Origin of the sequence: Streptomyces jeddahensis (assembly GCF_001642995.1) — a bacterium.
GTDB classification, from domain to species: domain Bacteria; phylum Actinomycetota; class Actinomycetes; order Streptomycetales; family Streptomycetaceae; genus Streptomyces; species Streptomyces jeddahensis.
Genome location: NZ_LOHS01000094.1, coordinates 46,178 through 60,755 on the forward strand (window position 1 = coordinate 46,178; position 14,578 = coordinate 60,755).

The 14,578-nt window shown below is 71.8% G+C and carries 9 protein-coding genes; 2 read left to right on the forward strand and 7 right to left on the reverse strand.

The features are described 5' to 3' along the window. Positions 1–71: 71 nt before the first annotated feature. From STSP_RS22075 to STSP_RS22095, 5 genes are all read right to left on the reverse strand, one after another. Positions 72–3,833, reverse strand: coding sequence for an ABC transporter ATP-binding protein (locus STSP_RS22075; protein ID WP_067280855.1), 3,762 nt, complete (start codon positions 3,831–3,833; stop codon positions 72–74). A gap of 215 nt (positions 3,834–4,048) precedes the next feature. Then, positions 4,049–5,131: an esterase-like activity of phytase family protein gene (locus STSP_RS22080; RefSeq protein WP_067280857.1), complete on the reverse strand. Its 1,083-nt coding sequence runs from the start codon at positions 5,129–5,131 to the stop codon at positions 4,049–4,051. A 161-nt stretch (positions 5,132–5,292) separates the two neighbouring features. Then, a complete protein-coding gene (locus tag STSP_RS22085; RefSeq protein WP_067280859.1) occupies positions 5,293–6,975 on the reverse strand; it encodes a thiamine pyrophosphate-binding protein in 1,683 nt (560 codons plus the stop codon). Then, on the reverse strand, positions 6,972–7,976 hold the full coding sequence (gene speB / locus STSP_RS22090) for an agmatinase (protein WP_067280861.1): 1,005 nt from the start codon (positions 7,974–7,976) through the stop codon (positions 6,972–6,974). The genes STSP_RS22085 and speB overlap by 4 nt, the downstream gene beginning before the upstream one ends. A gap of 175 nt (positions 7,977–8,151) precedes the next feature. Further along, the gene (locus STSP_RS22095) at positions 8,152–9,627 is read right to left on the reverse strand and encodes a sodium:solute symporter (protein WP_067280864.1); all 1,476 of its coding nucleotides are present in this window, start codon (positions 9,625–9,627) and stop codon (positions 8,152–8,154) included. 200 nt (positions 9,628–9,827) lie between these two features. Between STSP_RS22095 and STSP_RS22100 the strand changes: the two genes are divergently transcribed. Both STSP_RS22100 and STSP_RS22105 read left to right on the forward strand, forming a co-directional pair. After that, a complete protein-coding gene (locus STSP_RS22100) occupies positions 9,828–11,420 on the forward strand; it encodes a PucR family transcriptional regulator (RefSeq protein ID WP_067280866.1) in 1,593 nt (530 codons plus the stop codon). A 154-nt stretch (positions 11,421–11,574) separates the two neighbouring features. Continuing rightward, positions 11,575–12,363: a phosphatase gene (locus tag STSP_RS22105; RefSeq protein WP_067280868.1), complete on the forward strand. Its 789-nt coding sequence runs from the start codon at positions 11,575–11,577 to the stop codon at positions 12,361–12,363. Positions 12,364–12,476: 113 nt separating this feature from the next. On the opposite strand, the gene tesB is transcribed toward STSP_RS22105, so the two are convergent. Together tesB and STSP_RS22115 are read right to left on the reverse strand one after the other, a co-directional pair. After that, entirely contained in the window at positions 12,477–13,355 is an 879-nt protein-coding gene (gene tesB, locus STSP_RS22110) for an acyl-CoA thioesterase II (RefSeq protein ID WP_067280871.1), read from the reverse strand. A gap of 55 nt (positions 13,356–13,410) precedes the next feature. Then, positions 13,411–14,568 (reverse strand): acyl-CoA dehydrogenase family protein, encoded by a 1,158-nt coding sequence (locus STSP_RS22115; protein ID WP_067280949.1) that lies wholly within the window; start codon positions 14,566–14,568, stop codon positions 13,411–13,413. Between the last annotated feature and the right edge of the window lie 10 nt (positions 14,569–14,578).

The window sequence follows — 14,578 nt, forward strand, 5'->3', positions numbered from 1 at the left end:
ACGCCGCCGTACAGACGAACGGAGGCGAAAGGATGCGCCTGAAGGCGGCACTGACCGGAGGTCAGCGGGCCTCACCTCGCCGTGCCGGCCTCCACCGTCTCCTCCGGCTCCCCGATGAAGGTCCGCCACAGCTCCGCGTACCGGCCGCCGCGCGCGAGCAGTTCGTCGTGCGTGCCCTCCTCGGCGACCCGGCCGTCGGCCATCACCACGACGCGGTCGGCGCGGGCCGCCGTGGTGAGGCGGTGGGCGACGACGAGCGTGGTCCGCTTGCCCGCGAGGCGGTCGGTGGCCTGGTTGACCTGGGCCTCGGTGGCCAGGTCGAGGGATGCGGTCGCCTCGTCGAGGAGCAGGATGTCCGGGTCGACGAGCTCGGCCCGGGCCAGCGCGATCAGCTGGCGCTGGCCTGCGGAGAGGTTGCGGCCGCGCTCGGAGACCTCGTGCAGATAGCCGCCGTCGAGAGTGGCGATCATGTCGTGCGCGCCGACCGCACGGGCCGCCGCCTCCACCTCGGCGTCCGTGGCGTTGGGGCGGCCGTAGGCAATGGCGTCGCGGACGGTCCCGGAGAAGAGGTACGCCTCCTGCGGGACGACACCGAGGCGGTGGCGGTAGCTGGTCAGATCCAGGGCCCGCAGGTCGGTGCCGTCCACCGTCACCCGGCCGTCCGTCGGGTCGTAGAACCGCGCGACGAGCTTGACGAGCGTCGACTTGCCCGCGCCGGTCTCGCCGACGAAGGCGACGGTCTGCCCGGCCGGGATGTGCAGCGTGACGCCGCTGAGGGCCTCTTCGGCGTCTCCGCCCTCCTCGGCGCCCCCGTACGCGAAGGTCACGTCCTCGAAGGCGATCTCGCCGCGCAGCGACGGCACGTCGAGCGGCTCGTCGGCTGCCTTCGTCGAGGTCGGCTCCTGGAGCAGCTCCTGGATACGGCCGAGTGAGACGGTCGCCTGCTGGTAGCCGTCGAAGACCTGCGACAGCTGCTGCACGGGCGCGAAGAACAGGTCGATGTAGAGCAGATACGCGACCAGGGCGCCGGTGGTGAGGGTGCCCGCGTCGACCCGCCCCGCGCCCACGATCAGCACGGCGGCCGCGGCGACGGACGACAGCATCTGCACGAAGGGGAAGTAGATCGAGATCAGCCACTGGCCGCGGATCCGCGCCTGGCGGTAGCTGTCGCTGCGCTCCGCGAACCGCCGCCCGCCGGACCGCTCGCGGCGGAACGCCTGCACGATTCGCAGCCCGGAGACGGTCTCCTGCAGATCGGCGTTGACCACCGACACGCGCTCGCGCGCCAGTTCGTACGCCTTCACGCTCTGCTTGCGGAAGAAGTACGTGCCGACGATCAGTGGCGGCAGCGTCGCGAAGACGACGAGGGCGAGCTCGAGGTCGATCACCAGGAGCGCGGCCATGATGCCGAAGAAGGTGACGACGGAGACGAAGGCGGTGACCAGGCCCGTCTGCAGGAACGTGGACAGCGCGTCCACGTCCGTGGTCATCCGGGTCATGATGCGGCCCGTCAGCTCACGCTCGTAGTAGTCGAGCCCGAGCCGCTGCAACTGCGCGAAGATCTTCAGACGGAGGGAGTACAGGACGCGTTCGCCGGTCCGTCCCGTCATGCGCGTCTCGCCGATCTGTGCCGCCCACTGGACGATCACGGTCACCAGGCCGAGACCGGCCGCCGCCCACACGGCGCCGAGCGCCATCTGTGTGACGCCCTCGTCGATGCCGTGCCGGATCAGCACCGGCAGCAGCAGGCCCATGCCCGCGTCGACCGCGACCAGGAGGAGAGCGAACAGCAGCGGCCTGCCGAAGCCGTGCAGCAGCCTGCGCAGCCCGTACGACTCCTCGGGGGTCACCGCACGGGCCTCGTCGACGTCCGGGGTGTCGGTGGCCGGGGGCAGCGCCTCGACCTTGGCGAGGAGCTCGGGTGTGGCGGGCGTGCCGGACAGCGCGGCGTCCTGCGGCCGGCGGTCGCCCGTCCACAGGCGGGGGGTGATGCCGCGTTCCGCGTCGAACTCGGCGTCGAGCTCGTCGCGGACGGTCGTGTCCTCGGGCTGCTCGGCAGGCACGGCGTGGCCGGGCGAGACGCCGCCCAGCTCGTCCGGGTCGGTGAGCAGCCGCCGGTAGAGGGCCGAGCGTTCCTGCAGCTCCTCGTGCGTGCCGATGTCGGCGAGCCGTCCGCCGTCGAGCACGGCGATGCGGTCGGCGAGGCCGAGCGTGGAGCGGCGGTGGGCGATGAGCAGGGTGGTCCGGCCCTCCATCACATGCGCCAGCGCCTCGTGGATCTCGTGCTCCACGCGCGCGTCGACGGCGGAGGTCGCGTCGTCGAGCACGAGGAGGCGCGGGTCGGTGAGGATGGCGCGGGCGAGCGCGATGCGCTGACGCTGGCCGCCGGAGAGGGTGAGCCCGTGCTCCCCGACCTTGGTGTCGTAGCCCTCGGGGAGATCGCGGACGAACCGGTCGGCCTGGGCGGCGCGGGCGGCCCTGAAGATCTCCTCGTCGGTGGCGTCCGGCTTTCCGTACGCGATGTTGGCGCGCACGGTGTCCGAGAACAGGAAGCTGTCCTCCGGTACGAGCCCGATGGCGGCGCGCAGCGACTCGAGCGTCAGTTCGCGCACGTCGCGGCCGCCGACGAGGACGGCGCCGTGCGTCACGTCGTAGAAGCGCGGCAGCAGCAGCGAGACGGTGGACTTGCCGGAACCGGACGCGCCGACGACGGCGACCGTCTCGCCGGGCCGGATCTCGAAGGACAGCCCGTCGAGGACGGGCTGTCCGTCCGCGTATGCGAACGACACGTCGTCGAACTCGACGGTCGCGGGGGCGTCGGCGGGCAGCTCGACCGTGCCGTCCTCGAGCGTGGGCTCGGTGTCGATCAGCTCGAGGACGCGCTCCACGCCGGCCCGGGCCTGCTGGCCGACGGTCAGCACCACGGCGAGCATGCGGACCGGTCCGACGAGCTGCGCGAGATAGCTGGAGAAGGCCACGAACGTGCCGAGCGTGATCTGGCCGCGCACCGCCAGCCAGCCGCCGAGCGCCAGCATCGCGACCTGCCCGAAGGCGGGGACGGCCTGCAGCGCCGGGGTGTACCTGGCGTTGAGCCGGATCGTGCGCAGCCGCCCGGCGAACAGCCGCCGGCTCACGTCGCGCAGCTTCGCGGTCTCCTGCTCCTCCTGCCCAAAGCCCTTGACGACCCGTACGCCGGAGACGGCCCCGTCGACGACGCCCGCGACAGCTCCTGCCTGTGCCTGCGCGTACCAGGTGGCGGGGTGGAGCCGGGTGCGGCTGTGCCGGGCGATGTACCAGATGGCGGGGGCGACGGCGAGCGCGACGAGGGTGAGCGGCAGCGACAGCCACGCCATGATCACCAGGGAGATCAGGAAGAGCAGGATGTTGCCGATGGTCATCGGCAACATGAAGAGCAGGCTCTGGATGAGCTGGAGGTCGCTGGTGGCCCGTCCGACGACCTGCCCGGTGGACAGTTCGCCCTGCCGCCGCCCGTCCAGCTTCGTGATCGTCCCGAACATCTCGGTACGCAGGTCGTGCTGGACGTCGAGGGCGAGGCGGCCGCCGTAGTAGCGCCGGATGTAGGTGAAGACGTAGACGAGGACGGCGGCCCCGATCAGCGCGCCCGCCCAGACGGCCATGGACCGCGTCTTGTCCTCGATGACGTCGTCGATGATCACCTTGATGATCAGCGGGACGAGCGCCATGACGGCCATACCGGCGAGCGACGAGCCGAGCGCGAGCACGACGTCCTTGGGGTAGCGCCACGCGTACCCGGCGAGGCTCCGTGCCCAACCGGGATCCTGTTGACCGTCCCGCCCCTGTTCCGCTGCCACGCCGGCGCCTCCCGTTCGTCCTGTCCCGCCGGAAGATCCCAACGCCGCGGGCTGCGGATTTCATCCCGCCGCAACAATTCCGGGGGCGAGAGGGGACCAAGGACCGAGGGTGCCCCGGCCCTTGGTCCTACGTCGCCCCGCGTCGTGCTGTGCACGGTGGTGCTCTTGGCCCCGGCCGGGGTCTTGGTCGCGACGGCGGGCCGCCGTCCGGCGTCTCAGCCGCCGTGCGGCAGGCGGACGGTCATCCGGTAGAAGCGGGTGATCTGGGCCGGGTTCTGGTTGTCGTCGCTGACCAGCAGCAACCGCAGCGCGCCGCCGTGGGTGCGGCCGGTGACGGCGAGGCCCTCGATGTTGTCGAGCAGCGGGTTGGGCTGCGGCTGCCTGGCGGTGGCGCCGAGGGACGGGCAGTCGACGAGGTCGGCGAGGAGGGTCTTGCGGGCCAGGCGTACGGCGTCGTCCTGCCCGGTGAGGGCCTCGATGCCGGTGGTGTCGGTGGCGTGCCGGATGTCGGCGAGGTAGAGCCGGACGGTGTTGCCGACCCCGGCCGTGAAGCCGCGCTCGAGGACGAGCAGACGCCCGTCGGGCGTGGCGGTGGCCTCGGAGACGCCGAGCCCGGTATCGGTGCGGTAGCCGTACTGGGCGGAGAGCCGGAAGTCGTCGGCGCCGTGGCGCTGCCAGGTCTGGAGGCGCACGATGCCGGCCGTGTCGCCGCTCAGCGAGCCCTCCATCGCGGCGAGGAGCCTGTGCCCGCCCGGGAGGAGGGTGAGGCCCTCGAAGGTGGCGTTGCGGGTGGCGCGCCCGGCGGGCGCGACCTGCAGTGCCTCCGGCACCGGGAGCCGGTCGAGCAGGGTGCCGTCCTGCCCGTACCGGCGGACCGACGGCTCGGTCTCGGAGGACACGAGCCGGCTGCCGTCACGGTCGACGACGAGCCCCTCGGAGTCCAGCTCCGCCCCGGTCTCGCTCGCGAGGGCCTGCACGGAACGCGGCTGGTAGGTCACCGGATCCAGCGTGAACAGCTGCGACCGGTCGGACAGCGCGGCGATCGCACCGTCCCGGTCCACGGCGAGCGCGGAGAAGTTGCCGACGAAGGTGCCGTTGTAGGTCGTCTTGTCCAGGGCGTCGGAGTAGCCGTCTATGGAGACGGACGACGAACACGCGTTGCTGGACGGCGAGTTTCCGGGGGTGCCGATCGCCGGTCCGGCGACGGCGGGCCCGGCGGCGGCAGGCCCGGCGGCGGACAGACAGGCGGCCGCGGCCAGGGTGGCGGTGGCAGTGACGAGTACGGTTCTCAGACGCATGGCGTCACGGTAGAGCGCTCCCGGTTGAGCGAAGGCGGACTGCTCGTGAACGCTTGGGAAGCCCCACTCTCACAGAGACCTTGCGCCCTTGAACTCGACGAGGAGACTCCGTCGTCGAGTTCAAGGCGCACTCCGCCGCTTGCGCGCCGCCTGACGCGCCGTCAGAAGTGCGTCGGCGCGAACATCCGCAGTGCCGCCGGGAGCACCACCACCGAGGGGCCCGGTGCCGCGAGGGCCTTCGCCAGGTCGGACTCCAGGGTTTCCGGACTCGTCCGGACACCCTGGACGCCGAAGGACTCGGCAAGGGCCACGTAATCCGGGCGGGACAGCTCCGTCGCCGTGGCCTCGCCGAAGGCGTCCGTCATGTACTCGCGCAGGATGCCGTAGCCGCCGTCGTCGACGATCAGCCAGGTGACGTTGAGGTCGTGCTGCCTGGCCGTCGCCAGTTCGGCTATGGAGTACAGCGCGCCGCCGTCGCCCGAGACCGCCAGGACCGGGCGGGTGGGGTCGGCCACCGCCGCTCCGAGCGCCGCCGGGAAGGCGTAGCCGAGGCCGCCCGCGCCCTGGGCGGAGTGCATGGTGTTCGGCCGGCGGGCGTCGAAGGCCGACCAGGCCCAGTACGCCAGGATCGTCATGTCCCAGAACGACGGGGTGTCGTCCGGCAGGGCGGCGCGGACCGCGGAGAGCACCCGCTGCTCCAGGGTGAGGTCCTGGGAGGCGATCCGGTCGCGGACGCGGCCGAGCAGCGTCCGTACGCGCTCGGGGGCCGCCGGGTCCGGGCGCTCCTCCACCGTCTCGAGCAGCGCCGAGAGCGCCAGGCGCGCGTCCGCGTGGATGCCGAGCGCCGGGTAGTTGGACTCCAGCTTGCCGAGGTCCGCCTCGATCTGGATGACGCGGCCGCGGGGCTTGAACGTACCGTAGTTCGAGGACAGTTCGCCCAGGCCCGAGCCGACCACCAGCAGGACGTCCGCGTCCTCCAGGAAGTCGGTCGTGTGCCGGTCCTCCAGCCAGGACTGGAGCGAGAGCGGGTGCTCCCAGGGGAAGGCGCCCTTGCCGCCGAAGGTCGTCACGACCGGGGCCTGGATCTTCTCCGCGAGGGCGCGCAGCTTGCCGGACGCGTCCGCACGTACGACACCACCGCCCGCGATGATCGCCGGACGCTCGGCGCGCGACAGCAGGTCGGCCGCCACCGCGGTGAGTTCCGGGCGCGGCACCAGGTCGTGCGGCGTCGCGTCGACCGCCGTGACCACGGGCAGCATCGTCTCGGCGAGCAGCACGTCCTGCGGGATCTCCACCCAGACCGGCCCGTGCGGTGCGGTCAGCGCCGACTCCCAGGCCGCGGCGATCGCCGAGGGGATCTGCGACTGCGTACGCACCGTGTGCACCGACTTCACCACACCGCGGAACGACGCCTGCTGGTCGGGCAGCTCGTGCAGATAGCCGTGGCGTCCGCCGCCGAGCCCGGCGACGGGGATCTGGCTGCTGATCGCCAGCACGGGAGCGCTCGCCGCTGCCGCCTCCTGCAGCGCCGCCAGCGAGGTCAGCGCACCCGGTCCCGTCGACAGCAGCAGCGGCGCCGCCTCACCGGTGATCCGGCCGTACGCGTCGGCGGCGAACCCGGCGTTGTTCTCGACGCGCAGCCCCACGTAGCGCAGGGACGAGCGGCGCAGCGCGTCGAACATGCCGAGCGCGTGCTGGCCCGGCAGCCCGAAGACGGTGGTGGCGCCCAGGCCCTGCAGGGTCTCGATGACGAGGTCGCCGCCGTTGCGCCCCGGCGGGGGATTGAGCGCGGCCTCGGTCTGGGCGGCCGTGGGGCGCAGCTCCAGGTCGTGGTCGTGGGTCACTTGCCCTCACCCTCCTCACGGGCCTTCGCTATCTGCCGGGACATGATCGTCGTCAGCTCGTACGCGGTGTGCGAGGCGGCGACGGCGGTGATCTCGGCGTGGTCGTAGGCGGGGGCGACCTCGACGACGTCCGCGGACACCAGGTTGCACGAGGCCAGGCCGCGGAGGATCTCGAGCAGCTCGCGCGAGGTCATGCCGCCGGCCTCGGGGGTGCCGGTGCCGGGCGCGTGCGCCGGGTCGAGGCAGTCGATGTCGATGGAGATGTACAGCGGGCGGTCGCCTATGCGCTGGCGCAGCTGGTCGGCGACCTCGTCCGCGCCACGACGGTAGATGTCGGCGGACGTGACGATGCCGAAGCCCATCTTCTCGTCGTCGGTCAGGTCCTGCTTGCCGTACAGCGGGCCGCGCGTGCCGACGTGCGAGAGCGCGGAGGTGTCGAGGATGCCCTCCTCGACGGCGCGGCGGAACGGCGTTCCGTGCGTGTACTCGGCGCCGAAGTACGTGTCCCACGTGTCGAGGTGCGCGTCGAAGTGCAGCAGCGCCACCGGGCCGTGCTTCTTCGCGACCGACCGCAGCAGCGGCAGCGCGATGGTGTGGTCGCCGCCGAGCGTCATCATCCGCGCGCCCGTCCCGAGGATCTCGTCGGCGGCGGCCTCGATGGTCTCCACGGCCTCGTTGATGTTGAACGGGTTGGCCGCGATGTCACCGGCGTCGGCGACCTGCGCGAGCGCGAAGGGCGACGCGTCCTGCGCCGGGTTGTACGGCCGCAGCAGCCGCGAGGCCTCCCGGATCGCGTTGCCGCCGAAGCGGGCGCCGGGCCGGTACGAGACGCCCGTGTCGAACGGCACACCGACGACGGCCACATCGGCGGCCTCCACCTGGTCGATGCGCGGCAGCCGGGCGAACGTCGCAGGACCGGCGTACCGCGGGACACGAGAGGAGTCGACGGGGCCGCGTGGGCCGCCCTCGCCGCCGATAACCGGGTAGTCGGTGCTGCTCATCGTCGAACTCCTCCACGTGGTACGGATCCGGGGGTGTGGATCCAGGTGGTGCGGGTCCCGGTGGTACGGGATCTGCTTGGTCAAGTGTTGCGCGGCCCACTGACAGTCCCGCGTACCGGTCTCGGTGGCAGGGATCCGTCAGCAGGCCGCCCGGGGAAGGGACCGGCCGTACGGGTCAGGCGCCCGCAGCGCTCGGCGCGGCCGCCTCGGCCTCAGCCGGGGCCTCGCCGCCCCGCCCCGCCAGCCGCTCACGCCAGTGCGCCAGCACCGCCGCGTCGGTCGGCTTCGTGGCCAGGGACACCACGACGTACGCGGCGAGCGAGGACAGCAGGCCGTAGTACACGGGCTCGTTCGCGAGAATGCCGTACCCCCACATCAGCCCGATGACGGCGAGGCCGCCCACGACCACCGACGCCAACGCGCCCTGTACGGTGCCGCGCCGCCACAGCAGCCCGCCGAGGATCGGCACGAGCAGCCCGCCGACAAGCAGGTTGTACGCGACGGTCAGCGCCTCGACGACGTCGTTCAGGGCGATCGCGATGCAGACCACGGCGACGCCCATGATCAGGATGAAGGCGCGGTTGCCCTTCACCTCGTCGTGCTCCTCGCCGCTGCGTGACACCACGCCCCGCAGCCTCGACCAGATGTCGTTGTTCGCGACGGTCGCACACGCGATCAGCGCACCGGAGGACGTGGACATCACGGCGGCGAGGGCCGCGGCCAGCACGAGACCGCGCACGCCCATGGGCAGCTCGTCCTTGACGATGGTCGCGAAGGCGTCGTCCGCGCTCTCCAGCTTCGGGTAGAGCACCTTGGCCGCCGTACCGATGACGGCACCCGCCAGCGCGTACGCCAGGCAGTACGTGCCCGCGACCGTGCCGCCCCACTTGGCGGTCTTGTCGCTGCGCGCGGTGAACACGCGCTGCCAGATGTCCTGCCCGATCAGCATGCCGAACGTGTAGATCAGGACATACGTGAAGATCGTCTCGCCGCCGATGCCCAGCGGGTCGAAGTACTCGGTGGGCAGCTGGGCCTTCATCTCGCTGAAGCCGCCGGCCTTGACGACCGCGATGGGCAGCAGCAGAAGCAGCACACCGATGGTCTTCACGACGAACTGCACCATGTCGGTGAGCGTGATGGACCACATGCCGCCGAGCGTCGAGTACGCGACGACGATCGAGCCACCGAGGACGATCGCAAGCGTCCGGTTCATGTCGAACAGGACGTCGAAGATCGTGGCGTACGCGATCGTGGACGTCACCGCGAGCATGAGCGTGTATGCCCACATGACGACACCGGAGATCACCCCGGCCCGGCCGCCGTAGCGCAGGTCGAGCATCTCGGAGACGGTGTAGACCTTCAGCCGGGCGATGCGGGCGGAGAAGAAGATCGACAGGGCGAGCAGGCCGAGGCCGATGGTGAAGACCATCCAGGCGCCCGAGAGCCCGTACTTGTAGCCGAGGCCGACGCCGCCGATGGTGGACGCGCCGCCGAGGACGATCGCGGCCATGGTGCCGGAGTACATACCGGGGCCGAGCCGACGGCCGGCGACCAGGAACTCGCTCTTGGACTTGGCGCGGCGCATGCCCCACCAGCCCATGGCCAGCATCCCGGCCAGATAGACCACGATCACTGTGTAGTCGACGGCCATGCCGCCCTCCTTCGCTCACCTCGGTGGCAGGTCGTGCAGTCGGTGTGGGTGGGCCGGCGAGGCGCACTCGGCTCGCGGGCCCTGCGGCCGGCGACTGAGCGCGGGGACATCCGCCCGTACCCGCGGCCGCCGACGGCACGACACTAAGTGGCCGGAATGCGACGCTGAAGTGTACGTTTCATCCATTCCTCCGGAACAGAATGGAGGGAACGTCCATCGTGCCGGACCCCGCCGCCCCACCGACCCCGCCGGTCCCGCTTGCCGCCCTGCTGGCCCGCGAGGACCTCGGCCTGCGCCAGATCGCCGGTCCCGCGGACGAGCCCACGATGATCTTGTGGGCCCACACCTCCGAGATGGCGGACCCCTATCCGTATCTGCTCGGCGGCGAGCTGTTGCTCACCGCGGGCGTGCACGCCACGGAGGCCGCGGGGACCGGATCGTACTTCGACGACTACGTGTCCCGGATCGTCGAGGCGGGCGGCGCGGCGCTCGGCTTCGGTCTTGCGCCGGTGCACGACACCGTGCCGCGCGCCCTGATCGCGGCCTGCGACCGGTACGGGCTGCCGCTCGTCGAGGTGCCGCCGCGGACGACGTTCAGCGCGGTGGCCCGGGCCGTGTGGGGGCTCATGGCCCAGGCCCGGCACGCGGAACTTCGCCGGGTGACGGAGGCCCAGCAGGGCCTGGCGACCGCGGCGGCCCGGACTGATCCGGTACCGGCGGTCTTGCGGCAGCTGGCGCAGCGTCTGGGCGGCTGGGCTGCGCTGTTCGCTCCGGACGGGACGGAGGCGGGGACGGCCGGACGCCGGCCCGGCAGCGAGGCGCTGCACGCCCTGTGCGAGCTGGCCGCGGTGGTACGGCCGGTCGGGGGCTCGGCGGACACCGACACTCCCGAGGCCGCCCCCGGATCCGGACCGGCCTCCGGCAAGCGCAGCCCTGCTGCCCGCCCGTCCTCGGCCACCGACACCGCGGCCGGCATGAGCCTCACCGCGTACGCGCTCGGCGGCGGGCAGGGCTTCACGCTCGGCATCGCCACGGACCACCGCGAACCCGGCGACCATACGATCGCGGGCGTCGCCGTGGTCCTCCTCTCGCTGCTCACCGGGGAACACCAGAGCGCCACGGGAGCCGCCCGCTCGACGGCGCTGGTCCGGCTGCTGCTGGGCGCCTCCCCGGAGGAGGTGGCACCGCTGCTGGGCGGCGAACGCTGGGTCGTGGCGCACGCGAGACCGGCAGGCGGCGGAGACAGCGGTACTGGTACTGGTACGGCGGCCCCCACCAGCCCCCTCAGCGCCTCAGCGCTGGGTGCTGCACTGGGCACCCCCCTCGTGGACGCGCACGGCGACGTCGTACGCCTGCTCGTCCCCGCCGACCGCCAGGTCACCGCTCAGCCGGGGTGGACGCTCGGCGTGAGCACCCCGGTCGGCGCACGCGAGCTGGCGGCGGCCGACACGCAGGCGGCCAGGGCCCTGACACGGGCGCTGGCCACCCGTACCGGGCTCGTGGCGCACAGCGACCGCTCCGGTCTCGCCGCGCTGGTTCCCCCGGACGAAGCCGACGCCCACGCGCGCGTGCTGCTCGCCCCGCTCACCGACAGCCCACAGGGCCCCGCCCTCACCGGGACGCTGCGCACCTGGCTGTCCCTGCACGGCAGTTGGGACCGCACGGCGGTCGCGCTCTCGGTCCACCGCAACACGGTCCGCCAGCGCATCGCCCGCTGCGCGGCGCTCCTCGATGCCGATCTGGACGACCCGGACGTGCGGATGGAGCTGTGGTTCGCGCTCGGCCGACTCTGAAGGGCTCCCGCACCGGCGCTGTCGACGGTGCGGGCGACTCTGGCCGGCCGTATCCCGACCCCGGCCGACCGCTGCACCGAAGAGTTCACCGGAAGTACGGTCCACCGCTCGGAACACCGCTGCCGTCCGGCATGCCCGACGGCACAATGGGCGCATGCCGATACCCAGCCGCGCCGACCTCGTCGGCCACCTCGTCCGCACCCGCATAGCGGGCGACGTCGCCACTCCCCGCGAGAACAACCTCTCCCACTACCGCAAGCTCGCGAACGGCGACCGCCACTACTGGCTCGGCCTGGAGCTCGGCGACCGCTGGACCGACGAGCAGGACGTGCTCGCCGTGATGGCCGAGCGCTGCGGTGTCGTCGACGACCCGCGACACCGGCACGGACAGGACACCATCGACCCGGAGCTCACGGTCGACGCGCTGGACCGCATGGCGGCCCGACTGCGCAAGGCGGCCGCGGGCGAGCAGCGCGTACTGTTCGCCACCGGTCACCCGGGCGGCCTGCTCGACGTGCACCGTGCGACGGCCACCGCGCTGCGCGCCGCAGGATGCGAGATCGTGGTGATCCCGGAGGGCCTGGAGGCGGACGGGGGCTACGTCTGGCAGTTCGCGGACGTCGCGGTGCTGGAGCGGGGTGCGACGCTCTGGCACACGCATTCCCCCGAACCGATGGCGGCGATCCTCGACGGCCTGGAGCGGGAGGGCCGCCCGCTGCCCGACCTGGTGGTGGCCGACCACGGCTGGGCGGGCTGCGCGGGCCAGCGCGGCATCGACTCCGTCGGCTACGCGGACTGCAACGACCCGGCCCTCTTCATCGGCGAGGCCGAGGGCACCGTCCAGGTCACGGTCCCCCTCGACGACCACGTGACGAGCCCGCGCCACTACGACCCGATGACGGCGTACCTGCTGGCACAGGCGGGGCTGACGGAGGACACGTGACCGGGACGGGCGTCAGCAAGACCCCCGGGACCGCGTGAGCAAGACCGCGTGACCAAGGCCGTCGGTCATACGGGCCGCCGAGGTGCGGGGCCGACGCCCCGCCCCCGCCGAGCTCACCTCGCCCGCGGCACCCGCACAACCCCTTCCTGGATCACGGAAATGGCCAGCCGCCCGTCCTGCGTGTAGATCCGGGCCTGCCCGAGGCCCCGCCCGCCGGACGAGGAGGGCGACTCCTGGTCGTACAGGAGCCATTCGTCGGCCCGGAACGGCCGGTGGAACCACATCGCGTGGTCGAGCGACGCCCCGACGACGTCGCCGATGGCCCAGCCGCCGCGCCCGTGCGCGAGCAGCACGGAGTCGAGCAGCGTCATGTCGGAGACGTACGTGGCGAGGCAGACGTGCAGCAGCGGATCGTCCACGAGCTTGCCGTTGGTGCGGAACCACACCTGCGAGCGCGGCTCGCGCGGCTGCCCGACGGTGCCGAACGGCGGCTCGTCGACATACCGCAGATCGACCGCTTCCCGCGCCTCGAGCATCCGCTCGGCGACGCTGGGATCGCGGAAGACGTCCGCGTACTTCGGCAGTGACTCGGCGGCCGTGGGCAGCGTCTCCGGATCGGGCGCGGACGGCATGTCCGCCTGGTGGTCGAGCCCTTCCTCGTACGTCTGGAAGGACGCGGACAGATGGAAGATCGGCTGCCCGTGCTGGACGGCGACGACCCTGCGCGTCGTGAAGGAGCGCCCGTCACGGATGCGGTCGACCGTGTAGACGATCGGCGCGCCGGGGTCCCCCGCGCGCAGGAAGTACGAGTGCAGGGAGTGTGCGTGCCGGTCGCCGGGGACGGTGCGCCCGGCGGCGACGAGGGCCTGCGCCGCGACCTGGCCGCCGAAGACGCGGGGAACCAGGGAAGCGCGGGACTGGCCACGGAAGATGTCCTGCTCGATCTGCTCGAGGTCGAGCAGATCGAGCAGGGACTGGAGTGCCTGATGCATGCAGCTAGTTTGCCGGTGCCGTGTTACGGCTGTTGATCAAGAACCTTGCCGGGGACTACAGGCCCATGTCCTTGGCGATGATCGACTTCATGATCTCGCTGGTGCCGCCGTAGATGCGGTTGACGCGGTTGTCCGCGTACAGGCGGGCGATCGGGTACTCGTTCATGTAGCCGTAGCCGCCGTGCAGCTGGAGGCAGCGGTCGATCACGCGGTGCGCGACCTCGGTGCAGAACAGCTTGGCGGAGGCGGCCTCGGCGGGCGTCAGCTCACCGGCGTCGAGGGCCTCGGTCGCGCGGTCCGCGACGGCCTCGGCCGCGTCCACCTCGGCCTGGCATGCGGCCAGCTCGAACTTGGTGTTCTGGAAGTGCGCGACCGGCTTGCCGAAGACGGTGCGCTCCTGCACGTACTGCTTGGCGAACCGGACGGCAGCCTTGGCCTGCGCGTAGGCGCCGAAGGCGATGCCCCAGCGCTCGGACGCCAGGTTGTGACCGAGGTAGTAGAAGCCCTTGTTCTCCTCGCCGAGCAGGTCCTCGGCCGGCACCTTGACGTCGACGAAGGCCAGCTCGGCCGTGTCGGAGGTGCGCAGACCCAGCTTGTCCAGCTTGCGGCCGATGGAGTAGCCCTCGGACTTGGTGTCGACGGCGAAGAGGGAGATGCCGAAGCGGCGGTCCTCGGCGGTCGGGGCGGAGGTCCGCGCGCAGACGATGACCTTGTCGGCGTGGACACCGCCGGTGATGAAGGTCTTGGCGCCGTTGAGGACGTAGTGCGTGCCGTCCTCGCTGAGCTTGGCCGTGGTCTTCATGCCCGCGAGGTCGGAGCCGGTGCCCGGCTCCGTCATCGCGATGGCCCACATCTCCTCGCCGGTGACGAACTTCGGCAGGTAACGCTTCTTCTGCTCGTCGGTGGCGAGCATCTTGATGTACGGCAGGGCGAGCAACACGTGCACGCCGGAGCCGCCGAACTGGACGCCCGCGCGAGCGGTCTCCTCGTAGAGGACGGCCTCGAACTTGTGGCTGTCCAGGCCCGCGCCGCCGAACTCCTCGGGCACGTTGATACCGAAGATGCCCAGCTCACCGAGCTTGTAGTAGAACTCGCGCGGCGCCTGGCCGGCCGCGAACCACTCGTCGTAGACCGGCACGACCTCGGCCTCGATGAAGGCACGCAGGGTCTCCCGGAACGCCTCGTGGTCCTCATTGAAAACGGTACGGCGCACGGACATGCTC